The sequence below is a fragment of the Arenimonas sp. genome (assembly GCF_036275555.1).
GTDB lineage: Bacteria > Pseudomonadota > Gammaproteobacteria > Xanthomonadales > Xanthomonadaceae > Arenimonas.
Map to the genome: position 1 here is coordinate 43,921 of NZ_DASUDO010000045.1, position 24,214 is coordinate 68,134.

The 24,214-nt window shown below is 70.6% G+C and carries 21 protein-coding genes; 6 read left to right on the forward strand and 15 right to left on the reverse strand.

The features are described from left to right. Positions 1 to 5: 5 nt before the first annotated feature. Positions 6 to 1,595: a peptide MFS transporter gene (locus VFV21_RS11995; protein WP_329669654.1), complete on the reverse strand. Its 1,590-nt coding sequence runs from the start codon at positions 1,593 to 1,595 to the stop codon at positions 6 to 8. 113 nt (positions 1,596 to 1,708) lie between these two features. Between VFV21_RS11995 and VFV21_RS12000 the strand changes: the two genes are divergently transcribed. Both VFV21_RS12000 and VFV21_RS12005 read left to right on the forward strand, forming a co-directional pair. Next, positions 1,709 to 3,772, forward strand: coding sequence for a S9 family peptidase (locus VFV21_RS12000; RefSeq protein ID WP_329669655.1), 2,064 nt, complete (start codon positions 1,709 to 1,711; stop codon positions 3,770 to 3,772). Positions 3,773 to 3,777: 5 nt separating this feature from the next. After that, positions 3,778 to 4,530, forward strand: a complete 753-nt coding sequence (locus tag VFV21_RS12005; RefSeq protein ID WP_329669656.1) for a helix-turn-helix domain-containing protein — start codon at positions 3,778 to 3,780, stop codon at positions 4,528 to 4,530. A gap of 269 nt (positions 4,531 to 4,799) precedes the next feature. Here the strand turns inward: VFV21_RS12005 and VFV21_RS12010 are convergent, their stop codons facing one another. The 13 genes from VFV21_RS12010 to nirK form a co-directional block, all read right to left on the reverse strand. Beyond that, positions 4,800 to 5,516 carry a sulfite exporter TauE/SafE family protein gene (locus VFV21_RS12010; protein WP_329669657.1) on the reverse strand — a complete coding sequence of 239 codons (717 nt, stop codon included), beginning with the start codon at positions 5,514 to 5,516 and terminating at the stop codon, positions 4,800 to 4,802. After that, on the reverse strand, positions 5,516 to 5,743 hold the full coding sequence (gene ccoS / locus VFV21_RS12015; protein ID WP_329669658.1) for a cbb3-type cytochrome oxidase assembly protein CcoS: 228 nt from the start codon (positions 5,741 to 5,743) through the stop codon (positions 5,516 to 5,518). Before ccoS ends, VFV21_RS12010 begins: the two co-directional genes overlap by 1 nt. Beyond that, a complete protein-coding gene (locus tag VFV21_RS12020) occupies positions 5,740 to 8,115 on the reverse strand; it encodes a heavy metal translocating P-type ATPase (RefSeq protein WP_329669659.1) in 2,376 nt (791 codons plus the stop codon). Before VFV21_RS12020 ends, ccoS begins: the two co-directional genes overlap by 4 nt. Next, on the reverse strand, positions 8,112 to 8,609 hold the full coding sequence (locus VFV21_RS12025) for a FixH family protein (RefSeq protein ID WP_329669660.1): 498 nt from the start codon (positions 8,607 to 8,609) through the stop codon (positions 8,112 to 8,114). The genes VFV21_RS12020 and VFV21_RS12025 overlap by 4 nt, the downstream gene beginning before the upstream one ends. Further along, a complete protein-coding gene (locus tag VFV21_RS12030) occupies positions 8,606 to 10,162 on the reverse strand; it encodes a 4Fe-4S dicluster domain-containing protein (protein WP_329669661.1) in 1,557 nt (518 codons plus the stop codon). The genes VFV21_RS12025 and VFV21_RS12030 overlap by 4 nt, the downstream gene beginning before the upstream one ends. A gap of 3 nt (positions 10,163 to 10,165) precedes the next feature. Further along, complete coding sequence (locus tag VFV21_RS12035) at positions 10,166 to 10,462, reverse strand: hypothetical protein (RefSeq protein WP_329669662.1); 297 nt, start codon at positions 10,460 to 10,462, stop codon at positions 10,166 to 10,168. After that, positions 10,459 to 11,391 (reverse strand): cytochrome-c oxidase, cbb3-type subunit III, encoded by a 933-nt coding sequence (ccoP, locus tag VFV21_RS12040; protein ID WP_329669663.1) that lies wholly within the window; start codon positions 11,389 to 11,391, stop codon positions 10,459 to 10,461. The genes VFV21_RS12035 and ccoP overlap by 4 nt, the downstream gene beginning before the upstream one ends. Next, positions 11,388 to 11,531: a cbb3-type cytochrome oxidase subunit 3 gene (locus VFV21_RS12045; protein ID WP_156968861.1), complete on the reverse strand. Its 144-nt coding sequence runs from the start codon at positions 11,529 to 11,531 to the stop codon at positions 11,388 to 11,390. The genes ccoP and VFV21_RS12045 overlap by 4 nt, the downstream gene beginning before the upstream one ends. A 5-nt stretch (positions 11,532 to 11,536) precedes the next feature. After that, entirely contained in the window at positions 11,537 to 12,142 is a 606-nt protein-coding gene (gene ccoO / locus VFV21_RS12050; RefSeq protein WP_329669664.1) for a cytochrome-c oxidase, cbb3-type subunit II, read from the reverse strand. Positions 12,143 to 12,151: 9 nt separating this feature from the next. Continuing rightward, a complete protein-coding gene (gene ccoN, locus VFV21_RS12055; protein ID WP_329669665.1) occupies positions 12,152 to 13,597 on the reverse strand; it encodes a cytochrome-c oxidase, cbb3-type subunit I in 1,446 nt (481 codons plus the stop codon). A gap of 103 nt (positions 13,598 to 13,700) precedes the next feature. After that, positions 13,701 to 14,288: an SCO family protein gene (locus VFV21_RS12060; protein ID WP_329669666.1), complete on the reverse strand. Its 588-nt coding sequence runs from the start codon at positions 14,286 to 14,288 to the stop codon at positions 13,701 to 13,703. Next, positions 14,285 to 15,082 (reverse strand): formylglycine-generating enzyme family protein, encoded by a 798-nt coding sequence (locus VFV21_RS12065; protein ID WP_329669667.1) that lies wholly within the window; start codon positions 15,080 to 15,082, stop codon positions 14,285 to 14,287. The genes VFV21_RS12060 and VFV21_RS12065 overlap by 4 nt, the downstream gene beginning before the upstream one ends. A 1-nt stretch (position 15,083) precedes the next feature. Next, positions 15,084 to 16,607 (reverse strand): copper-containing nitrite reductase, encoded by a 1,524-nt coding sequence (nirK, locus tag VFV21_RS12070; RefSeq protein ID WP_329669668.1) that lies wholly within the window; start codon positions 16,605 to 16,607, stop codon positions 15,084 to 15,086. A 237-nt stretch (positions 16,608 to 16,844) separates the two neighbouring features. Between nirK and VFV21_RS12075 the strand changes: the two genes are divergently transcribed. Further along, positions 16,845 to 18,047, forward strand: a complete 1,203-nt coding sequence (locus VFV21_RS12075; protein WP_329669669.1) for an alginate export family protein — start codon at positions 16,845 to 16,847, stop codon at positions 18,045 to 18,047. Between the two features lie 78 nt (positions 18,048 to 18,125). Here the strand turns inward: VFV21_RS12075 and VFV21_RS12080 are convergent, their stop codons facing one another. Then, the gene (locus VFV21_RS12080; protein ID WP_329669670.1) at positions 18,126 to 20,213 is read right to left on the reverse strand and encodes a cytochrome D1 domain-containing protein; all 2,088 of its coding nucleotides are present in this window, start codon (positions 20,211 to 20,213) and stop codon (positions 18,126 to 18,128) included. A 230-nt stretch (positions 20,214 to 20,443) separates the two neighbouring features. On the opposite strand from VFV21_RS12080, the gene VFV21_RS12085 reads away from it, so the two are divergent. From VFV21_RS12085 to VFV21_RS12095, 3 genes are read left to right on the forward strand one after another with little or no spacing between them, the layout of a single operon-like run. Further along, positions 20,444 to 22,645 carry a TonB-dependent hemoglobin/transferrin/lactoferrin family receptor gene (locus VFV21_RS12085; RefSeq protein WP_329669671.1) on the forward strand — a complete coding sequence of 734 codons (2,202 nt, stop codon included), beginning with the start codon at positions 20,444 to 20,446 and terminating at the stop codon, positions 22,643 to 22,645. Between the two features lie 55 nt (positions 22,646 to 22,700). Continuing rightward, entirely contained in the window at positions 22,701 to 22,946 is a 246-nt protein-coding gene (locus tag VFV21_RS12090) for a DUF2249 domain-containing protein (protein ID WP_329669672.1), read from the forward strand. Then, positions 22,927 to 24,180 (forward strand): hypothetical protein, encoded by a 1,254-nt coding sequence (locus tag VFV21_RS12095; RefSeq protein ID WP_329669673.1) that lies wholly within the window; start codon positions 22,927 to 22,929, stop codon positions 24,178 to 24,180. The genes VFV21_RS12090 and VFV21_RS12095 overlap by 20 nt, the downstream gene beginning before the upstream one ends. The last annotated feature ends 34 nt before the right edge of the window (positions 24,181 to 24,214 follow it).

Here is a 24,214-nt window from a genome sequence, read left to right on the forward strand (position 1 = left end):
TGGGATCAGACTGGGCGCATCAGCTTCTTCAGCATCGGCGTCAGCGCGAACATCAGCACGCCCGCGGCCAGGCCGATCCACATCATGTCGGTGAACACGCTGGAATAGACGCCCAGCGCGCGCGGGATGTCGAAGCTGCCGTCGGCGTTGGGCGCGATCGAGGCCCAGGTGCCCATGCGGCCGGCGATGATCTCACCGAAGGCCGAGAACAGGAACCACGCACCCATCATCAGGCCAACCGCGCGCTTGATCGACAGCGAGGTCACCGCGGCCAGGCCGATCGGCGACAGCACCATTTCGCCCATCACCAGCACGGCGTAGGCGAGGACCAGCCACCACACGCTGACCAGGCCATCGGTGCCCGGGTTCGCCGCCGACCACGCCAGCACGCCGAAGGCCAGGCCGCAGAACACCAGGCCCCAGGCGAACTTGGCCGGGTAGCTCGGGTTCATGCCCATCTTGTCGAGCTTGGGCCACAGCCACGCGAACGGCAGCGAGAACAGGATCACGAATAGCGCGCCGAAGGCCGTGGTCTGGCCGGCGGTCCAGGTGATGCCGAAGGTGTCGCGGTCCATCGCGCGGTCCGCCATCGCCACCCACGGGCCGTAGCTCTGCTCGTAGAGGCCCCAGAACAGCGCGCTGACCACGATCAGCACCATCAGCACGATCATCCGGCCCTTCTCGACCCGGGTCAGGTCGGTGAGCATCAGCCGGATGAACCAGGCGAACAGCGCCGCGCCCATGAGCACGGCGACCACTTCGGTCAGGGTCGGCTCGTGGCCGCCCAGCATCGCGGTCAGCGGCGCGAAACTCACGCGGGTCTGCAGCACCTGCCACACCACCACCGCCAGCACGAGGCCGCCCAGGTAGATCATCCACTCGCGCGAGATGCCGGCGAACACCGGCGCGCGCAGCGCCACCGGGTCGGACGGTTCGGCTTGGCCCAGCAGGTGTTTCTGGCCGAACACGAACTGCACCAGGCCCAGCGCCATCATCACGCCGGCCAGGCCGAAGCCCCAGCCCCAGCCGATGGTTTCGCCGATGTAGCCCACCACGATCGAGGCCAGGAAGGCGCCGACGTTGATGCCCATGTAGAAGATCGTGAAGCCGGAATCGCGGCGCGGGTCGTTGTCGGCATACAGCCGCCCGACGATGGTGGAGATGTTGGGCTTGAGGAAACCGACGCCCACGCCGATCAGCGCCAGCGATGCGTACATCACCTGCAGCGCGAACTCATCGCGCACGCCTTGGCCCTGGATGCCGGTGGCCGCATCACCCGTGTAGGCCATGCCCAGCTGGCCCAGCACCAGCAGCAGGCCGCCGAAGATCACCGCCTTGCGCATGCCCAGGTAGCGGTCGGCCAGCAGGCCGCCCAGCAGCGGAAGCGCATACGCCAGGCCGGCGTAGGTGCCCAGCAGCAGGTAGCCGTCGGCGTCGGCGAACAGGTGGTACTTGGTGAGGTACAGCAGCAGCAGCGTCTTCATGCCGTAGAACGCGAAGCGCTCCCACATCTCGGTCATGAAGCAGACGAACAGCCCCTTGGGGTGGCCGAACAGTTCGCCCGACTGGGCGGATAGGGCAGCGTTGTGGGTCACTGGGTGGCTCCGTGGCAGGACGGCCGAGTATAGCCATCCCCGCCCGAAGGTCGCCTTTGCTTACCCCGCCCGGGCTGCCTACCATGGGCGCCTGACCCACGGAGGCCGATTCGATGACCCTGCGTCCCGCCCTGATCGCCTTGCTGCTGCCGGCCCTGCTGCCCGCCGCCAGCCAGGCCGCCCGTCCCTTCGACGCCCGCGACATGGTCACCCTCGACCGCGTCTCGTCGCCCACCCTGTCGCCCGACGGCCGCAAGCTGGTGGTGGCGGTGCGCGAGGTCGATTTCGAGGCCAACAAGGCCAGCACCGGCCTGTGGATCGAGGACCTGCTGGCGCGCGACGCGGCGCCGCCGGTGCGCTTCACCGCCGAGGGCCTGAACGTCAACAGCCCGGCCTTCTCGCCGGACGGCGCGAACGTGTATTTCCTCAGCGCCAAGTCCGGCACGCAGCAGCTGTGGAAGCAGCCCGTGGCCGGTGGCGACGCCGTGCAGGTCACCGATTTCCCCCTCGATGTCGGCAGCTACAAGCTCTCGCCCGACGGCCAGTCGGTGGCGGTCAGCTTCGAGGTCTTCCCCGACTGCGCCGACCTGGCCTGCACCAAGGCGCGCCTGGACGAGAAGGCCGCGGCCAAGGCGACCGGCGTGCTCTACGACAGGCTGTTCGTGCGCCACTGGGACACCTGGATGGACGGCCGCCTGAACCAGCTGTTCGTGGCCCGCTTCGGCGCCGACGGCAAGGCCGCCGGTGAGCCCGTGCGCCTGTCCGCCGGCGTGCTCGGCGACGTCCCCTCCAAGCCCTTCGGCGACGCCAGCGAGTACGCCTGGGCGCCGGACGGCCAGTCGATCGTCTACAGCGTGCGCGCCGCCGACCGCGGCGAGGCCTGGTCCACCAACTTCGACCTGCACCGCGTCTGGGTGCGCGCGCGCCGCGCGCCGCAGAACCTGACCGCGTCCAACCCGGCCATGGACACCGGCCCGGTGTTCAGCGCCGACGGCAAGACGCTCTACTACCGCGCGATGAAGCGCCCCGGCTTCGAGGCCGACCGCCTGGCGCTGATGGCGATGGACCTGGCCAGCGGCAAGACCCGCGAAATCGCGCCCGATTGGGACCGGTCGGCCAGCAGCATCACGCTCTCGGCCGACGGCAAGCACATTTACACGACCACGCAGGATGTCGGCACCTACCCGCTCTACCGCGTGGAGATCGCCAGCGGCGCCGCCACCAAGGTGGTGCCGGGCGGCACGCTCGCGGGCTTCGACCTGGTGGGCGACACCCTGGCCTACGTCGTCAGCGACCTCGACACGCCGGGGCAGGCCTTCGTGGCCCGCGCCGACGGCAGCGCCGCGCGCCAGGTCACCCGCGCCAACGAGGAAGCGCTCAAGGACCTCGCGTTCGGCGGGTTCGAGCAGTTCAGCTTCAAGGGCTGGAACGACGAGACCGTCTACGGCTACGTGGTCAAGCCGGTCGGCTACGAGGAAGGCAAGCAGTACCCGGTCGCCTTCCTGATCCACGGCGGCCCGCAGGGCAGCTTCGGCGACAACTTCCACTACCGCTGGAACGCGCAGACCTACGCCGGCCAGGGCTTCGCGGTGGTGATGATCGACTTCCACGGCTCCACCGGCTACGGCCAGGCCTTCACCGATGCGATCTCGCAGGACTGGGGCGGCAAGCCGCTCGAGGACCTGCAGAAGGGCTGGGCCTTCGCGCAGGAAAAGTATCCCTTCCTCGACGGCGACCGCGCCTGCGCGCTGGGCGGCAGCTACGGCGGCTACATGGTGGCCTGGATCGCCGGCAACTGGCCGGACGCGTTCAAGTGCCTGGTCAACCACGCCGGCGTGGTGGACACGCGCATCATGGGCTTCAACACCGAGGAGCTGTGGTTCACCGAATGGGAGAACGGCGGCACGCCGGTGCAGGTGCCGGAGAACTACGAGAAGTTCAACCCGATCAACCACGTCTCGAAGTGGAAGTCGCCGATGCTGGTGATCCACGGCCAGAAGGACTACCGCGTGCTGGTGGAGCAGGGCCTGGCGGCGTTCAGCGCGGCGCAGCGCAATGGCGTCGAGAGCCAGCTGCTGTACTTCCCGGACGAGAACCACTGGATCCTCAAGCCGCACAACAGCGTGCAGTGGCACGACGCCGTCAACGACTGGCTCAAGCGCTGGACGAAGGAGTAAGCCGGGTGAGCGCCCAGGTCGTCGACCTCGACAGGCTGCGCAAGAGCTGCGCGCAGTGCTCGCTGCACGTGCTGTGCCTGCCGGCCGGCATCGGCGGCAGCGACCTGCAGCAGCTCGACGACATCGTGCGCAACAAGCGCCCGCTGGAGCAGGGCGAGACCCTGTTCCGCGCGGGCCAGAACCTGGGCTCGCTGTTCGTCGCGCGCGAGGGCGCGTTCAAGACGCTCGCCACCAACCAGGACGGCGACGTGCAGGTGATCGGCTTCCACCTGCCCGGCGAGCTGATGGGCCTGGACGCGCTGGGCAGCGGCCACCACGCCTGCGAGGCGCAGGCGCTGACCCGCGCCACCGTGTGCGAGATCCCGCTGACCCAGCTCGAGCATGTGTGCTCGAAGGTGCCGGGCCTGCAGCACCAGCTGCTGCGCATCATCGGCCAGGGCATCAACCGCGACCAGACGCACATGGAAATGCTCGGCCGCCGGCAGGCGCCGGAGCGGCTGGCGCTGTTCCTGCACGGGTTGTCCGAACGCTACAAGCTGCTCGGCCGCCCCGGCGACCAGTTCATGCTGCCGATGAGCCGCGAGGACATCGCCAGCTACCTCGGCATGGTGATCGAAACCGTCAGCCGCACGCTGACGAAGATGCAGGACGACGGCATCATCTCCGTCCGTGGCCGCCAGCTGCAGATCCTGGACATGGCCCGCCTCGACGCCATGGTCCACGGCCCCGCCAAACCCGCCTCCCGCGCCCACCCCTGACCCCCAGGCCCTGTGGGAGGGACTTCAGTCCCGATGCTCTTCGCGAAGATCCCGGGTTCGTGTTCCTAACGCGGATCAGAGCGGATGCACGCGGATCAAGGCGGATAGGGCAGAAGCCATTGGGATTGGCTCGGCGCCAGATTGCTGAAGCCGGCGACTGCGTGCGGTTTCCATCGCGAAGCGTCGCCCTTGCCGCAATCCACTTCCGTTTTGCCCTATCCGCTTTGATCCGCGTGCATCCGCTCTGATCCGCGTTCAATTCACCGAACTCAAACGGAGCGACACCCCAGCGCCACGAGTACGTCATGTACAGCGGGTCGGGCGGCGAGCCAGGGCCCGGCCATCGTGATGACGCCGGCGACGGCGATCACGCAGGCGCCGGCGAGGCGCCAGCCGCGCTGCTTCAGCAAACCGCCGAGGCGGGCCCCGCTCCAGGTGATGGGCAGCATCGTGGCCAGGGTGCCGGTGCCGAAGGCGAGCATCAGCAGGGCGCCGTGCAGGGCGCTGGCTTCGAGCCAGGCGGCCGCCAGCAGCGTGGTCGAGAGGCCGCAGGGCAGCCAGCCCCAGAACAGGCCCAGCACCCACGGGCGCAGCGGTCCGGCCGTGGGCAACACGCGTGCCTGCAGCGGACGCAGCGCCTGCCAGAACCAGGCGCCGCCACGCGCGACGAAGCCCAGGCGCGTGGGCCACAGCAGGCGCGCCGCGGCCACGAGCAGCACGACGCCCATGGCCACGCGCAGCGACGTGGCCAGTCCGTCCGAGCGCGCCAGCGTGAGCAGCCCGCCGCCGAAGCCGCCGACGATCGCGCCTGCCAGCGTGTAGCCCAGCAGCCGGCCGCCGTTGAGCGCGAACGCCGGCGCGAGGCCCGGCTTGGGCAGCGATGCCGCCAGCCCGGTCGCGATGCCGCCGCACATGGCCGCGCAGTGCAGCCCGCCCAGCAGGCCGGTGAGCAGCGCCGCCAGCAGCACGGTGAGATCGACGGGCATCAGTCGTCCTGGCGCGGCGGCGTGGCCTCGCGCGGGTCGCCTGGCGGGGTGTCTCGCGTCGCATCGCGCCTCGGCGCCGGCGCCGGGCGCTCGTCGTCGCCGAGGATGTCGAGCGAGGGCGTGTCGAGGTCGTCGAACTGCCCGCGCCGCACCGCCCACAGAAAGGCGCCGATCGCGACCAGCAGCAAAAGCAGGGAGATCGGCACCAGGGCGAGCAGGATGTTCATGGCGCGGTGTCCTCGATACGGCCCAGGCGCAGCGCGTTGGCGGTCACGACCAGCGAGGAGGCCGCCATGCCCAGCGCGGCCAGCCCCGGCGTGACCCACCCGAGCGCAGCGAAGGGCAGGGCGACCAGATTGTAGGCCAGCGCCCAGCCCAGGTTCTGGCGGATGACCCGTTGGCTGCGGCGGGCCAGCGCCACCGCCTGCGGCACGCGCACCAGCGAGGAGCCGGTCAGCACCAGGTCGGCGGCGCGGTGCGCCAGCGGGGCGCCGTCGGCCATCGCCATCGAGACGTCGGCACCGGCCAGCACGGGCGCGTCGTTGATGCCGTCGCCGAGCATCAGCACGCGGTGGCCCGCGGCCTGCAGCGCGCGCACCGCGGCGAGCTTTTGTTCCGGCGACTGGCGCGCGGCGTGCGCCTCGACGCCCAGCGATGCGGCGACGCGGCCGACCGCTTCGTGGCCGTCGCCGCTCAGGATGCGCGGCGCGAGGCCTTGCGCACGCAGCGCCGCGATCGCCGCCGCGGCATCCGCGCGCGGCGGATCCTCCAAAGTGAAACGCGCGAACGCGCGGGCGCCGTCGCCGAGCCACAGCGCGCCGTCGTCGGGCCGTGCCGCGGCGAAGTCCGCGCGCCCGAGCCGATACGGGCGCCCCTCGACGAACCCGGCGATGCCTTGCCCCGGATGCGCGCGAAGGGCGCTGGCCGCGGGCGCGTCGGCACGCAGGAAGGCGGCGGCGATCGGATGCCCGGCGTCGCGCTCGAGGGCCGCCGCGATCCGGAGCCACGGCGCCGGGTCGCCGCCGTCCATCGCGTCCGCGCTGGCCATCACCGGCCGGCCGGTGGTCAGCGTGCCGGTCTTGTCCATCACCACGGTGTCGGCCCGCGCCAGCGATTCCAACGCATCGGCGCCCAGCGCCAGCACGCCCATCCGCGCCAGCGTGCCGTGCGCGGTGGCCAGCGCCGCCGGCACCGCCAGCGACAGGGCGCAGGGGCAGCTGACCACCAGCACCGCCAGCGCCACTTCGAACGCGCGCGCGGGCTCGAAGTGCCACCATGCGACGAAGACGAGCGCCGCGACCACGAACAGCGCCGACACGAACCGCGTCGCCACCGCATCGGCCAGCCTGGCCACGCGCGGCCGCTGCGCCTGCGCCTGCTCGACGGCGCGCGTTAGCTGCGACAGCCGCGTGTCGGTGCCCGTGCGCTGCACGGCCATCGCCGCGGCCTGTTCGCGGCAGACGCTGCCGGCGTAGAGCGCATCGCCGGGCTGGCGCGCCACCGGCACCGATTCGCCCGTGAGCAGGGACTCGTCGAACGAGGCGGCGGCCTCGAGCAGCGCGCCGTCGGCCGGCACCGCCTCACCCACGCCCACCAGCACCACGTCGCCGGCCTGCAGCGCGGCCACCGGCACCTGCTCGCGGCCCGCGGGCGTGCGGCGCCAGGCCAGCGCCGGCTGCGCGCGCGCCAGCGTGTCGAGCCGGGCGCTGGCCTGCCGCCGCGCCATCAGCTCGAGGAAGCGCGCGGCCAGCAGGAACAGCACGAACATCACCGCGGCGTCGTACCAGACGTGGCGCCCGCCGCGCAGCGTCTCGAACAGGCTGGCGAAGTAGGCCAGCAGCACCGAAGTCGCCACCAGCGTGTCCATGCCCGGCCGCCGGTGCCGCAGCTCGACCGCCATGCCGGCGAGGAACGGCCAGCCCGAGAAGAACACCACCGGCGTCGACACCAGGAAGGTGATCCAGCGGAAGAAATCGCGCGTGGCCGGCGCCATTTCGTTGGCGGTGTCGAGGTAGAGCGCCTCCGCGAACATCATCGCCTGGGTGGTGCCCAGCACCGCCACGCCCAGGCGCGCGATCAGCCGGTTGCGCTCGCGGCGGCGCTCGCGCTCGGCGGCCTCGCCCTGCGCGAGGTGCGGGCGGTAGCCGAGCGCGGCGAGGCGCGACAGCAGCCGCGACAGCGGCGCCCGCGCCGGATCCCAGCGCAGGCGCACGCGGCCGGTGATGGCGTTCGCGCCCACCTCCAGCACGCCGTCCTCGCGCACCAGCGCGCGGTCGATCAGCCAGGCGCAGGCGGCGCAGCGCATGCCTTCCACCACCACCGTGACCTGGTCGCCTTCGGCCGTGCGCACCACGTGGCCGGCCTGCACGTCGGCGCGGTCCCAGCTGGCGAAGTCGGGCGCGGCTTCGTCCACGCGGGCGCCGTCCTCGCGCCGCAGGCGGTAGTAGTCGTCGAGGCCGGCGTCGGCGATCCACTGCGCGGCGGCGCCGCAGCCGTGGCAGCAGACCGCGCGCGCCTCGCCGGCGACGGTGACCCGGGGCGGGTCGGAAGGAAGGGGCTCGCCGCAGTGGAAGCAGGCGCTGCCGGGCGGGCGGTTCATTCGGCGCGGACCGCGGGCTCCAGGCGAAGCGCGGTGTCACCGGGGCGGTAGCGGCCGACCAGGCGCCAGCTGCCGTCGGCGGCGACCAGGCGCAGGTGCCAGGCCTCCTTCCCGACCCACTCGCCCGCCGCGAACCAGCCGCGTGGATGCGGCGACAGCACCAGCTCGCGGTCGAGGCTGGTCTCGATCGGATGCACCAGCTGCAGGCGCGGCGCCACCGGACCGGACGAGGGCAGCACCCGCACCAGCACGCCGTCGCCCCCGAACGTGAGCTCGGCCGACAGGCCCAGCCGGGCCGCGGTCTCGTCGGGTTCGAGCGAGGTCACCTGGACCTGCGCCGTGCGCCTGACCTGGTCGGGGTTGGTGTCGACGCCGCTCTCGCTGGCCGCCAGCCACAGCGTCCAGAAGCCGGCGACGACGGTGGCCGCGGGGATCGCGATCATCAGCCAGGCCACCGGGTTGCGGTGCCACTGGCGGGGCGGGGCGTCGGTCATGGGATCGGGCCGAAGAAGCGGGTTTCCTCGACAGCCTGCACGCCCTCGGCGTCGCTGTCGACCACGAAGCGCAGGTCGGCGCGGCCCTTCACGCGGCCGGCCGGCGCACGCAGCGTCACCGGCACGGTCAGCACTTCCTCGGGGGCGGCGGCATGGGTGGCGCCGGCCTCGACCAGCACGATCGAGGGATCGCCCTCGATGCGCACGCGGAACACGTGCGGGCGGTCTTCCTTGTTGACGATGCGCAGCAGGTAGGCGTTCTCGATGCTGCCGTCGGCGGCCACGCGGTAGAGCGCGTTGCGGTCGCGGATCACGTCGAGCAGCAGCGGCGTGCGGGTGGCGATGCCGACCCCGAAGCCCACCAGCAGCAGGAGCAGCAGGGTGCCGTAGACGAAGATGCGCGGCCGCAGGATGCGCGAGGGCTGGCCCTCGAGCGCGTTCTGGGTGGTGTTGCGGATCAGGCCGCGCGGGTAACCCATCTTGTCCATCACCGAATCGCAGGCGTCCACGCAGGCGCCGCAGGCGATGCACTCGTACTGCAGGCCGTTGCGGATGTCGATGCCGGTCGGGCAGACCTGCACGCAGATCGTGCAGTCGATGCAGTCGCCCAGGTCCTCGGGCGTGCTCACCGCGGGTGGCGGCGGCAGGCCATCCTGGGCGTCCACCACCAGGCCGGTGGTGGCGCGGGCGCCGGCCTTGAGGTCGGCGGCGCTGCGGTGCTGGGCCGCGTGCACCACCGCGCTGGTGGCCAGGTCCATCGGCAGCAGGCCGCGGGCGCGCTGCAGCACGCTGGCCAGCGCGTTCTTCTTGCGGGCGCCGCGCGGCTCGCCACGCATCGGGTCGTAGGCGATGATCAGGGTGTTGCGGTCGAACATCGCGCTCTGGAAGCGCGCATACGGGCACATGTACTTGCACACCTGCTCGCGCAGCACGCCGGCGTTGCCCCAGGTGGCCAGCGAATAGAACAGCACCCAGAACGTCTCCCAGCCACCCCATTCGAACGGCACCAGGCGCGCCGCGAGCTCCCGGATCGGGGTGAAGTAGCCGACGAAGGTGAAGCCGGTCCACAGCGCGAACACCAGCCACAGCACGTGCTTGGAACCCTTGCGCAGCAGCTTTTCGCGGCTCCAGGGCGCGGCGTCGAGCTTCATCCGCTTGTTGCGGTCGCCCTCGGTCCAGCGCTCCATCCAGATGAAGACTTCCGTCCACACCGTCTGCGGGCAGGCGTAGCCGCACCACAGCCGGCCGGCCAGCGCGGTGAAGAAGAACAGCGTGAGCCCGGCCATGATCAGCAGCAGGGCCAGGTAGAAGAAGTCCTGAGGCCAGAAACTCAGGCCGAAGACGTAGAACTTGCGCGCCGGCAGGTCGAACAGCACCGCCTGGCGCTCGTCCCACTGCAGCCAGGCGAAGCCGTAGTACATGCCCAGCAGCCAGAACACCGCCGCCTTGCGCAGGGTCTGGAAGAAGCCGCCCTGCTCGCGCGGATAGACCTTGCGCTCGGAGACGTAGAGGCCGACCTCATCCACCAGCTCGACGGGAATCTTGCCTGCCATCGCTCAGTCCTTCGGCAGCGGGCGGTTGAAGCGGCTCGCCGGCCTGAGCAGGATCCAGGTGAACAGGCTCGAGCTGGCCGTGCACGCCCAGAAGGTGAAGAACCCGATCGTATAGCCCATGCCGCGGCTGATCTCGAGCCCGGGGAAGGTCAGGTCGCGCAGCAGCAGCGGATCCACGAAGGCGAAGAACACCATCGTCGCCACGCCCGCCGCGAAGAAGCTCGGCCACAGGATCGCCCCGAGCCGCTGCGCGAGCGGCCGGGGCGGATGGTCGAAGCCGCGCTCGGCTTCGACCCTCATGGGGCTCCCGCCGGCGCGCCGGCGGCGGCCTTGTCGCCGTGCGACAGCGACCAGACATAGGCGGCCGCCAGGCGCGTGCGGGTCTCGCCGATGATCGGCAGGTGCGCCGGCATCATGCCGTTGCGGCCGAGGGTGATGGCTTCGCGGATGCTGTTGAAGTCGCTGCCGTAGACCCAGGCGTCGTCGGTGAGGTTGGGTGCGCCCAGGGCCGGGTTGCCCTTGCCCTCGATGCCGTGGCACGCGGCGCAGACGCCGCCGAACTTCGCCTTGCCCGCCGCCACCAGCGCCGGGTCGGCCTTGATGCCCGACAGGCTCTGCACGTAGGCCGCGACCTCGGTGACGCCGACGTCGCCGCCGATCGCCGGGGCCAGGGCCGGCATCGCCGCCTGGCGGCCGTGCAGGATGGTGGTGAGGATGTCGTCGGGCGAACCGCCCCACTGCCAGTCGGCGTCGGTGAGGTTGGGGAAGCCCTTGGCGCCGCGCGCATCCGAGCCGTGGCACATCGCGCAGTGGTTGGCGTACAGGCTGGCGCCGAAGGCGACCGCCGCCGGGTCCTTCGCGATCTGGTCGATCGCCATGCCGTCGAAGCGGCTGAAGGCCTCGGCCAGCTTCTTGTCGGCCTCGGCCTTGTCGGCGTCGTGCTCGCCCGCGGAGCTCCAGCCGGAGGTGCCGGCGAAGTTGCCCATGCCCGGGTACCAGATCAGGTATCCGACCGAGTAGATGATGGTCAGGTAGAACAGGTTGATCCACCACTTCGGCAGCGGCTTGTTGTATTCGGTGAGGTCACCGTCCCACACGTGGCCGGTGGTTTCGGCGTCCTTGTTGCCGTCGGACTTGCGCCTGCGCGCCGTCCACCACAGCAGCCAGGTGGTGGCCACGATGTTCAGGACCACCAGGAAGATGACGTAGAGGGACCAGCCGGTCGTCATGGGGTGTTCTCGCTCTGGTCTTCATCAAGGGGAATGCGGGAGGCTTCGTCGAACTCGGGCTTGCGCTTGGCGCTGTACACGTAGGCGGCGCCGCCGACGAAGGCGAGCAGCGCGAGCACCGTGAGGATTCCTGAAAGCATGTCGGTCACCCCTTCGGCGCGTGCTTGCCCAGGCCCTGGAGGTAGGCGATGAGCGCGTCGAGTTCGGTCTTGCCGGCGACCGCGGCGGCGGCGCCGTCGATCTCCTCGTCGGTGTACGGGTCGCCGATGCGCTGCAGCGCGCGCATGTTGCGCGCCACCGCGCCCGGGTCCACCGGGGTCTCGGCCAGCCACGGGTAGGCCGGCATGTTCGACACCGGCACCACGTCGCGCGGGTTGACCAGGTGCACGCGGTGCCAGTCGTCGGAATAGCGGCCGCCGATGCGGGCCAGGTCCGGGCCGGTGCGCTTGCTGCCCCACTGGAACGGGCGGTCGTACACCGACTCGCCGGCCAGCGAATAGTGGCCGTAGCGCTCGGTTTCATGGCGCAGCGTGCGCACCATCTGCGAGTGGCAGTTGTAGCAGCCCTCGCGCACGTAGATGTCGCGGCCTGCCAGCTCCAGCGGCGGGTAGGGCTTGATGCCCGGCAGCGGCTTCACCGTCTCCGCCTGGTACATCAGCGGGACGATCTCGGCCAGGCCGCCGAAGGAGATGACGACGGCGATCAGGATCGCCATCCAGCCGATGTTGGTCTCGAGTTTCTCGTGGCTCATGTCGGGTCCTCAGGCGTGGCTGGCTTCGGGGGCGGCGGGCAGCACCGGGGCGGCCACCAAGCCCTTGGCCTGCTGGAACGTGCGCCACATGTTCACCACCATCAGCACCATGCCGGCCAACACCAGCACGCCGCCCAGGAAGCGGATCATGTAGTAGGGGTAGTTGAACTTGACGATCTCGACGAAGGCGTAGGTCAGCGTGCCGTCGGCGTTGGAGGCGCGCGCCATCAGGCCCTGGCCGATGCCCGCGATCCACATCGAGGCCGCGTACAGCACGACGCCGATGGTGTGGACCCAGAAGTGCAGGTCGATGAGCTTGAGCGAGGCCATTTCCTTCAGGCCCAGGCAGCGCGGGATCACCATGTAGATCGAGCCGATGGAGATCATCGCCACCCAGCCCAGCGCGCCGGAATGCACGTGGCCGATGGTCCAGTCGGTGTAGTGGCTGAGCGCGTTGACGGTCTTGATCGACATCATCGGGCCCTCGAACGTGCTCATCATGTAGAACGAGATGGCGACGACCAGGAACTTGATGATCGGGTCGGTGCGCAGCTTGTGCCAGGCGCCCGAAAGCGTCATGACGCCGTTGATCGCGCCGCCCCAGCTGGGCGCCAGCAGGATCAGCGAGAACACCATGCCCACGCTCTGCACCCAGTCGGGCAGGGCGGTGTAGTGCAGGTGGTGCGGGCCGGCCCACATGTAGATGGCGATCAGGGCCCAGAAATGCACGATCGAGAGCCGGTAGCTGTAGATCGGGCGGCCGGCGCGGCGCGGCACGAAGTAATACATCATCCCGAGGAAGCCGGCGGTCAGGAAGAAGCCCACCGCGTTGTGGCCGTACCACCACTGCACCATCGCATCCACGGCGCCCGAGTAGATCGGGTAGCTGTGCATCAGGCCGGCCGGGATGGCCAGCGAGTTGACGATGTGCAGCAGCGCCACCGCGATGATGAAGGAGCCGTAGAACCAGTTGGCGACGAAGATGTGGCGGACCCGGCGCTTGACGATGGTGCCGAAGAAGACGATGCCGTAGGCGACCCAGACCAGGGTGATCAGCACGTCGATCGGCCAGGCCAGCTCGGCGTACTCCTTGCCCTGCGTGTAGCCCAGCGGCAGCGAGATGGCCGCGGCCAGGATCACCGCCTGCCAGCCCCAGAACGTGAACGCCGCCAGCTTGTCGCTGAACAGGCGCACGTGGCTGGTGCGCTGGACCACGTACAGGCTGGTGGACATCAGGGCGCAGCCGCCGAAGGCGAAGATCACCGCGTTGGTGTGCAGCGGGCGCAGCCGGCCGAAGCTCAGCCAGGCGGTGTCGAAGTTCAGCGAGGGCCAGTAGAGCTGGGCGGCGATCAGCACGCCGACCGTCATGCCCACCAGGCCCCAGACGACCGTCATCACTGCGAATTGCATGACGACCTTGTCGTTGTAGGTTTCCACCTTGTTGTCCAGCGTCATCGGATCATCCCCGGTTTCGTTGCGTGATTATCCCCAGCGCCACCAGACCCCGGCTTGACCGAGGTCAATTCACGCGGAACGCCGCGTGCGGGCCGGTGCGGCCTCAGTGGCGGGGCGGGCCCGCGACCGCGGCCTTCACCGCGGCCAGGAAGGCCGGGTCGGGCACGGCGCCCAGCGTTTCGGTGCGGGCCAGCACGCGGCCTTCGGCATCGAGCAGCACCAGTGCGCTGGAGTGGTTGAACTCGCCGTCGGCCAGGGCGCGGTAGCGGATGCCCAGCAGGGCGGCGATGCGGCGCACGCCGGCGGCCTCGGTGCGGGCCAGGGTCCAGCGGGCCGGGTCGAGCTTGCGCTTGCCGGCCACCGAAGCCAGCGCCGCGGTGTTGTCGCGGGCCGGGTCCAGGCTCACCAGCAGGATGCCCAGGCGCTCGCGCTCCGACGGCGTGAGCCCGTGCTCGACGCCCTTGGCGCTGTCCACGATCAGCGGGCAGATGTAGCGGCAGGAGGTGTAGAACATCGCCACCAGCTGCGGCTTGCCGCGCCGGTCGGCCAGCACGAAGGGCTTGCCGGCCTGGTCGCTGAAGCGGTCCTCGAGCAGGTAGATCGAATCGTCGGGCAGGGCCGCCGGTGCGGCCGCGGCGAGGCCGGGCAGCAGCAGGCAGGCCAGGGCGAAGGTGCGCAGCAAAGGGGTCATGGCTTGGCTCCGGGCAGGTCGCGGGCGCAGCGGAAGCCCAGGTTCTTCGTGGTGTCGTCGCCTTCCAGCGCGGACAGCATCGCCACCCGCATCAGCACGGCGTAGTTCTCGCGGTCATCCATGCTCAGCGCGCCGGCGCCGCAGAAGCGCATTTCGTCCGGGTCGCCCTGTTCGCGGTTGTCGGCCGAGACCAGCATGGCCGAGTGGTCCTCCACCCATTCCCAGACGAGGCCGTGCAGGTCCTGCACGCCGTGCACATCGGGCGCGGACTGGCCCACGGCGGGCAGCGGCCGGCCCGAGGGCACCGAGTACCAGGCCAGGATGCGTTCGCGCCAGGCCGGGTCGCTGCGGGCGTCGGCGCGGGTTTCGTCGGCGGCCGCGGCGTATTCCCATTCCGACCAGGTGGGCAGGCGGGCGTCGATGCTTTCGCAGTAGGCCTGGGCCGCGAACCAGCTGACCATCACCACGGGCTGGTCGGGCTTCGCGTCCGGGCCCAGCGTGGTGGGCCCGGCCCAGTGTTCGAGGTAGCGCGATTCGGCGAACACCACCGGCGCCTGGCCGCGCTGCCAGCGCGGGTGCTGCTTCACGAAGGCAAGGTAATCGGCGTTGGTTACCGGCCGCTGCTGCAGCGCGAAGCCCGGCAGCACCACCTTGCCGCCGGTGTCCTCGTAGCGCAGCACCGAGGCGAATTCGCCGCCCGGCAGCGTCCGCCAGGGGTTGTCGGCGCCGGCCGCGACGGCACCGGCGCAGGCGCCGATGCCGAGCAGGGCCGCCGCCAGCAGGCCGGGGCGCATGTCAGTGCGCCGCGCCTTCGCCGCGTTCGGTGCTGGCGCGCACCTTGGCCACGTCCTCCTTGCTCACGCGGCCACCCGGGTTGCCCCAGCTGTTGAGCGTGTAGGTGAGGATGTTGGCGACCTCGTCGTCGGTCAGCTGGCTCATCGGCGGCATCACCGAGTTGTAGTCCTGGCCGTTGACCTTGATCGGGCCGGTGAGGCCGTTGAGCACGATGCCGGCGAGCTCTTCGTGCGGTCGCGTCATCCAGTCGGAGCCGGCCAGGGGCGGGAACACGCCCGCGAGGCCCTTGCCGTCCGGCTGGTGGCAGGTGGAGCAGGTGCCGGCGAACAGCGCCTGGCCGGCCTTGACCTGGTCCTCGAGCGTGAGCGTGCCGGCCGCGTTGGCCGCGGCGGCGGCGGCCACCGGCGCCATGCTGCCGGCCTTGTCGCCGAGGTAGACCTCGTCGACTTCCTTGCCCGAGTAGATCTCCGGGTTCTCGGCGCCGTCCACCTTCAGGATCGCCAGCGCACCCTTGTTGAAGGCGCGGAACAGTGAGTGGTCGACCAGCACGTAGCTGCCCGGCACTTCGAGGTGGAAATCAGCGATGGCGGCGCCACCGGCCGGGATCAGGGTGGTCTGCACGTTTTCCTGGTACTTGGTGCCGCCCTCGAACCAGACCTTGTCGAAGATCTCGCCGATCACGTGGAAGCTCGAGATCAGGTTCGGGCCGCCGTTGCCGACGTACATGCGCACGCTCTCGCCGACGTTGGCCTTGAGCGCGTTGTCGCCGGTCATCGAGTTCTCGGCGCCATTGAACAGCACGTAGGTGGCGTTCTCGTCGATCGCCTTCTGCATGTCGAACGGCGCGTAGCCCTTCTCGCGGTACTTGGTGGTGGTGTAGAAGTCGCCCTGCATCACGTAGAACTCCTTGTCCACCGGCGGCAGGCCTTCGGGCGGCTCGACCAGGATCAGGCCGTACATGCCGTTGGCCACGTGCATGCCCACCGGCGCGGTGGCGCAGTGGTAGACGTACAGGCCGGCGTTGAGCGCCTTGAAGGTGAACTGCGAGCTGTGGCCCGGGGCCGTGAAGGTGGACGCGGCGCCGCCGCCCGGCCCGGTCACGCCGTGCAGGTCGATGTTGTGCGGCATCTTCGAATCGGGGTGGTTGTTGAGGTGGAACTCCACCGTGTCGCCCTGGCGCACGCGGATGAAGCTGCCGGGCACCGTGCCGCCGAAGGTCCAGAAGGTGTAGGTGACGCCTTCGGAGATCTCCATGTCGACCTCGCGCACCTCGAGGTTCACCACCACCTTGGCCGGGTAGTCGCGGCCGGTGGCCGGCGGCACCAGCGGCGGGCTGGTCAGCACGGCCTCGATGGGCTCGCCCTGCGGCGGACCGAAGTCGCCCTTGCGCGAGCCGCCGGTGTCGCCGGCATCGGCGCTGGCGGCGGCCTTGCCGCGGGAATCGAGGTCGGCGTTGGGGTTTTCGCGGCAGCCCGGAAGCACGAGCAGTGCGGCGATCGAGAGGGCGAGCAGGTGGCGTTTCATCGTGCGTCTCCGGACAAGTGTCGATTGATTCAACTGGGAGGCAGTGTCGGCAAACCTGGGTCCGGGCGCGTTGATGCAAGTCAAGCCGCGTGGACAGGTCGGAGTCTGCACCCCTGTCAACGGAATGTGAACCCCGAATTTTCGTCATCCGCCCCCGTGCCGCTTGACTTGCCTCAGGGTGGTCCCGCCCCGCGCTTGCCACCATGGCGACGACCCGAACCAACCACGGACCGTGCCATGACACTGAAACATTGCATCCATCTATCGCTCGGCCTGCTCGCGCTGCAGGCCGCCGCGCCCGCCGCCGCCGCGGAGGCAGACGGCTGGACCGCGAACCTGCGCTACCGCCACGAAGCGGTGGACGACGAGGCGTTCGCGCGCGACGCCGCCGCCGACACGCTGCGCCTGCGCCTGGGCTGGAGCCGCGCGCTGGCGCACGGCTTCAGCACCGGCTTCGAGGGCGAGGGCGTCGCGGAGCTGGGCGATCGCTTCAATTCCGGCGCCAACGGCGAGACCGCGTATCCCGCGGTGCCCGACGCCCGCGCGCTGGAAATCAACCAGGCCTGGCTGCGCTGGCGCGGCGAGCGCGCCGGCGGCACGCTGGGCCGGCAGCGCCTGGCCTTCGACAACCATCGCTTCGTCGGCAACGTCGGCTGGCGCCAGAACGAGCAGACCTTCGATGGCCTCTCCGCCGACGCCACGCTGCGCGACGGACTGGTGCTGCGCTACGCCTGGCTCGACCGCGTGCACCGCGTGTTCGGCGACGAGGCCCGCGACCCGCTGGCGCGCGAGCGCCGGCTCGACAGCCACCTGCTCAACCTTGCCTGGCAGGGCGCGGGCGGCAGCCTCGTGGGCTACGGCTACTGGCACGAGGACCAGGACGTGGCTGCCGCCTCCACCCGCACGTTGGGCCTGCGCTGGACGGGCCAACGCGCCTTCGGCCAGGCTGGCTTCGGCTGGACGCTGGAGGCCGCCAACCAGCAGGACCATGCCGACAACCCGAACGCCACCGACGCCGACTACCTGCTGGTCGAGCCCTCGCTGTCCGCGCGCGGACTGACCTGGAAGCTCGGCTGGGAGCAGCTGGGTGGCGACGGCCGCACGGCCTTCCAGACGCCGCTGGCCACGCTGCATGCCTTCAATGGCTGGGCCGACAAGTTCCTGGTGACGCCGGCCAACGGCCTCGAGGATCGCTACGCCAGCGTCTCGGGCAAGTTCGGCTCGGGCAGGCTCGACGACAAGTTGGCCTGGACGCTGGCCTGGCACGACCTCCAGTCCGACCGCGGCAGCCTCGACTACGGCCACGAGTGGAACGCGTCGCTGGCGTTCCCGCTCCCCGCCGGCTTCAGCGGCCTGGTGAAACTCGCCGACTACCGCAGCGACGGCTTCGCCCGCGACACCCGCAAGCTCTGGCTGCAACTCGAACGCACCTGGCCCTGACGCGTCACACGGTGGGAGGGTGAAAAGAAGGGCCCCGCATGCGCGGGGCCCTTCGGCGTCACGAGATCCCATGCCGGATCAGTAGACGTCGTTCACCGTGTTGTTGACGTTGAACTTGCCGGTCGGCGTGACCAGGCGCGGATCATCCAGCACCGCCTTGAGCTTGCGGGTCCGGTCGTCCACCACCACGATCGCCGAACGCTGGTCCTTGCCGTTCCACACCGAGAACCAGACCTCGTCGCCGGCCGCGTTGTACTCGGGCTGCACCACCCGCTTCGGGCCCTCGCCCAGGTTCGCCCACTCGGCGATCGGCAGCACCTCGTAGCCGCCGTCGAGGTTGTCGATGTCGAACACCGCGATCGATTGCGAGACCTTCGCGTCCGGGTTCAGCGGCGTGTCCACCCACAGGTTGCGCGACTTCGGGTGGGTCTTGATGAAGAGCGAGCCGCCGCCCTGGCCGTTGAGCACTTCGACTACCTTCCAGGCCTGGTCCGGATGCTTCTCCGGGTCGGTGCCGATCAGCGTGATCTTGTCATTGCCCAGCGCCGAGGTGCCCCAGACCGGACCGTACTCGGGATGCACGAAGTTCGCGCCGCGACCGGGGTGCGGGATCTTGTCGACGTCGATCAGCCCGACCATGCGCTGCTCCTTCGAGTCCACCACCGCGATCTTGTCGCTCTGGTTGGCGGCGGTGAGGAAGTAGCGCTTGCTCACGTCCCAGCCGCCGTCGTGCAGGAAGCGCGCGGCGTCGAGCGTGGTGATCCTCAGGTTGTCGATGTCGCTGTAGTCCACCAGCAGGATGCGGCCGGTTTCCTTCACGTTGACGATGAACTCCGGGTGCTGGTGGCTGCCGACGATCGCGGCCACGCGCGGTTCCGGGTGGTATTCCTGCGTGTCCACCGTCATGCCGCGGGTCGAGACGATCTTCATCGGCTCCAGGGTCGGGCCGTCCATGATCACGAACTGCGGCGGCCAGTAGGCGCCGGCGATCGCCAGCTTGTCCTCGAAGCCCTTGTACTTGGAAGTCTCGACCGAGCGCGCCTCGAGGCCGATCTTGATCTCGGCGACGCGGTCGGGCTTCTCCATCCACAGGTCGATCAGGTCGATCTTGCCGTCGCGGCCGATGGTGTAGATGTAGCGGCCCGAGTGCGAGACGCGCGAGATGTGCACCGCGTAACCGGTCTTGATGATGTTGATGATCCGCTTCGACGACCCGTCGATCAGCGCGATCTCGCCCGAGTCACGCAGGGTGACGGAGAAGACGTTGCCGATGTCGTAGTCGTTCATCTGCTTCGTCGGGCGTTGGTCGACCGGAATGATCACCTTCCAGCTCTCGCGCATCTCGGCCATGCCCCATTCCGGCGGGCTGGGCGGGGTGTGCTGCAGGAAGCGCGCCATCAGGTCGACCTGCTCGGCCGAGAGTTCGCCGCCGGTGCCGAAGTTGGGCATGCCGCCGGGCGAACCGAAGTTGATCAGCGCCTTGAGGTAGTCGGTGCCGCGGGCCTGGGTCAGGTCGGGCGTGAGCGGCTTGCCGGTGGCGCCCTTGCGCAGCACGCCGTGGCAGCCGGCGCAGCGCTGGAAGAAAATGTCGGTGGCGGCGGCGAACTCGTCCTCGGTCATGTCCGGCGCGCCGGGCGTGCGGTGCATCTTCACGTCGGCCGAAGCCATCGTGGTCGGCGCGCCTTCGTAGGCGGCCTGGGCCTGGCTGGTGCCCGGGTGCGCCTGGCCCCGGGCCGGGTCGCTGGCGCCGGCGATGCCCTTGCGCGCGGTGGCCACCTGGGCCGGGGTGAAGCGCACGTCCGAGTCGTTGAGCTTGTGCATCACGTGGTTGAGGATGGCCGCGATGTCGGCATCGCCGAGGTGGCTCATCGCCGGCATCACCGCGTTGTATTCCTGGCCGTTGACGGTGATCTTGCCGTTCAGCCCGGCCAGCACCGCGTTGAGTGCGGCGTTCGGGTCCTTCTCGATCCAGTCGGAATCCTTCAGCGGCGGAAAGGCGCCGGCCAGGCCGGCGCCATTGGCCTGGTGGCAGGCGGCGCAGTTGGCCAGGTAGCCGGCTTCGCCGGCCTCGGCCTCGGATTTGACCGGGCGCTCGTTCACCTGGTCGCCGGCCGGGTCGGCCGCGAAGGCGGCGCCCCCGGCGCCCAGCGCCAGTGCGATCGCCATGGACGTACTCAACAGGGTTCGCTTCATAACGGTAATCCCCACAGTGGTTGGCTAGTCAGTCGTGGCTGGTCCACGGTCGGCGACAGCTTGTGCCTGTGTCCACGCCGTTCCCCTGACCTGAATCAAGCAAAGCCAGCATCCCGCCCCGGTGGCCCCCGGGCTTTGACCGGGGTCAATCCGGTGCCCGGCATCCGTGCATTACCGTGGCGGCGACGATTACGGAGATATCCATGACGCTTTCCCCGCTTTGCCTGGCCCTCGCGGCAGCCCTGTCGCCCGGCCCGGAGCCGTCCCCCGAGCCGCTGAAGGTGCTCGACGCCGTGGTGGTGGTCGGCAGCCGCAGCGCCGAGCCCGTGCGCCAGGTGGTGGGAACGATCAGCCGGGTCGACCGCGATTTGATGGAACAGCGCGGCGTGCAGACGCTCGACGATCTCGCGCGACTGGTGCCCGGCATGGAAGTGGCGTCGGACCCGAACCGGTTCGGGGCCCTGGGCTTCAACCTGCGCGGGCTGGACGGCAACCGGGTCAGCGTGGAGATCGACGGCATCCCGCTGGCCGATGGCTTCGGCGTCGGCCAGTTCGCGCAGGCCGGGCGCGACCTGGTGGAGCTGGGCATCGTCGATCGCGTCGAAGTGCTCCGCGGCCCGGCCTCCACGCTCTACGGCAGCAAGGCGCTGGCGGGCGTGGTCGCTTTCTGGACGCCCGAGGCCGGGGACGCCGCCTGGGCGGATGACGAGCGACGCACTGCGTGGGCACTGCGCGCCGGTGCCGCCAGCCGCGACGACGCCCGGTGGCTGTCGGCGCGGATGGCGGCGCGCAGCGAGGACGCGCGGCTGACCGCGCTGTTGGCGCTGGGCCGCCGCCAGGGTCACGAGACGCAGAACCATGCACGGAACGGGGCGGATGCCGCCAACCCCGCCGATTTCCGCAGCGACAGCGCGCTGGCGAAGTTCGGGTTCGACGCCGGCACCGCCGGGCGCTGGACGGCGACGCTGGAGCAGGGGCGAGGCGAGCGCCAGACCGACGTGCAGTCGCAGCTGTTCGGCCCGGGGCGGTTCGCAACGACGTATGCGCTGCTCGCGGACGACCGCTACCGCCGCGACCGGGTCAGCCTGGCCAGCGAATGGGAATCGCTGGGGCCGATCAGACCGGTGCGCGCGCTCGCGTACCGTCAGTCCAGCCGCAGCGAGCAGTGGAGCGACCAGTTCCGACTGCCGGATCGCGCGATGCCGTTCGCCTCGCGACGCGAGCGCGGATTCCGCTTCGAACAGGTGAGCACGGGCCTGGAACTGACCGGGCAATGGCGCGGCGAGACCGGTGGCTTCGAGCACTGGCAGGTGTTCGGCATTGACCTGGCGCGCCACGATTTCGAGGGCCTGCGCGAGGGGCGCGAGACCAACCTCGCGACCGGTGCCAGCACGCCGGTGATCCTGGGGGAAGTGTTTCCGCTGCGCGATTTCCCGAATTCGCGCGCGAACGAACTGGGCCTGTTCTGGCAGGACGAAATCCGCTTCGGCGCAGGCTGGGCCCTGGTGCCGGGCTTGCGCTGGGAGCGTTACGCGCTGGACGCGCGCCCCGATGCGACCTGGCGCGAGGACAACCCGACCATCGCGCCGGCCTCGCTTGATTCCGACGCCTTCACGCCCAAGCTGGGCCTGCGCTGGAACGGCGCGCGGCTGGGCGTTTACGCGCAGTACGCGCGCGGCTTCCGCGCGCCGCCCTTCGGCGACGTCAACATCGGCCTGAACCTGCCCGCCTTCAACTACGTGGCGCTGCCAAACCCGGGCCTGCGCCCGGAAACCAGCGACGGCTACGAGCTCGGCGCGCGCTGGGCCGGCGACGTGCTGCAGGCCAGCGTGGCGGTGTACGAGAACCGCTTCGAGGACCTGATCGAATCGCGCGCCAACCTCGGCCGCAACGACGCGGGCCAGCTGGTGTTCCAGTCGGTCAACCGCGACCGCGCCCGCATCCGCGGCGCCGAGCTGGAGGCGCGCTGGTACCTTGACGCATGGCTGCCCTCGGCGCCGGGCTGGTACGTGGACCTTGCCGCGGCCTGGGCGCGCGGCGACGACACCGCGCGCGACCAGCCGCTGAACTCGGTGCCGCCGGGCCGCGCCAGCCTGGCCGCCGGCTACGGTGCACCCGACGGCGGCTGGGGCGGCGAGCTGCGCGTGACCGGCGTGCGCCGCGTCACCCGTGCCGACCAGACCGCCGCGGCGCTGTATCTGCCGCCGGGCTACGCCACCTGGGACGCGAACGCATGGTGGGCGATGAACGACCAGGTGCGCTTCAACCTGACGCTGCACAACCTCGCCGACCGCCGCTACTGGGACTGGTCGGCGCTGCGGGGGGTGGCCGCCAACGCCAATGACATCGATTTCTACGGCCGCCCGGGGCGGGGTGCGAGCCTCGGGATGCGGGTGGAGTTTTAAGACGGGTTGACCAGGATCAGGGCAAGTTCGCCCGCGGGGCGGTGGAATGCCGGGCATGGACGAGATCACCGCGAATACCCTGGACCTGCGCCAGCTGCCGGCGCCGGAACCGCTGATGCAGGCCCTGGCCGCCGTCGAGGCGCTGGCGGCGGGCGCCGTGCTGCGCCTGCTCACGCCGATTCGGCCGCTGCCGCTGCTGGAGCAACTGCGCGAACGCCGCCTGGGCTATTCGGTCGCCGACCACGAAGGTGGCGGCTGCGCCGTCACCGTGTGGAGCGAAGATGGCCCGGCTGGCGCTTGAGCGCGCCCCCGACGCCGCCGATCCCGGTCGATTCCTGCGCACCGTCCCGGCCTGGGGCGCGCTGGCGGGGCTGATGCTGCTGGCGGAAGGCGACGCACTGCTCGCGTCGCGCTGGTCGCCGGCGACCGTGGCCTGGGTGCACGTGTTCACGCTGGGCGTGCTGGGCAACGCCATGTTCGGCAGCCTGCTGCAGTTCCTTCCCGCCTCGGCGGGCGTGGCGCTGCGCGGTGGGCCACGACATGCGCGCGCGCTGCATGTGGCGCTGAACCTGGGCACGGCCGCGCTGGTGGCCGGGCTGTGGTTGCCCCAGGCGGGGCTGCGTGCCGCGGGTGCCGTGGGCCTCGCGCTGGCGTTCGCGTTGCTGGGTGCGGCGACCCTGCCCGGACTCGTGGCCGGACTGCGCGGTGGCCTGCTGCCGAAAGGGCTCGCGCTGGCGGTGGTATGCGGCCTGGCCACGGCGGCGCTGGGCGTGTTGCTGGTGGCCGCGATGAACGGCGCGGTGCCGCTTGCCATCACGCGATGGACGGACTGGCACGCGGCGCTGGGCCTCGTCGGATGGGCGCTGGGCCTGCTGGTCGCGGTGGGGCGGATGGTGATGCCGATGTTCCAGGGCACGCCGGCGCTGCCGGCGCGAGCGCAGGCCGCTTGGCTGCTCGGCGCCGCGTTCGGCCTGCCGCTGTGTGGGCTGGCCTGGGCGGTGGCCGGTGACGGCCGCGCGCTGCGCCTCGTGGTGATCGCGGCCTTGCTCGCGTTCGCGCTCGGAGGCCTGTGGCTGCAGGCCCGCTCACGCAAGTCCGCACCCGGTCCGCTCGTGGCGGCATGGCGCTACGGCTTCATCGCCATGGCCTGCGGCGGCGTCGTGCTGGCGTGGCCGGGGGCGCCGGCCGTGCTCGCGGGCGTGCTGGTGGTCGCGGTGGCCCTGCCGATGCTGGTGCTCTCGATGCTGCTGGAGATCGACGCTTTCCTTGGCTGGATCACGCTGCACCGCCGCTGCGGCCGCGGCCTGCAGCTGCCTGGGGTGCAGACGCTGCTGCCGGCGGCGCGACGGCGCGGCGTGCTTCGGCTGTTCGCGCTCGCGGGGCTGGTCGTGGTGCTGGCGGCGGGCTGGCGGCAGGGGCTCGCGGCGCGGCTGGCGGGTGCGCTGTTGTTGTGTGCGCATCTTTTCCTGGCCTGGGCGCAGCTCGGTTTGTCACGGGCGGTCCGCGGGTTCGCGGTGGCACATCCGCCGCGCTGACGCGGCTTCCGGGAGAGCGTGATGGCGGTAACTT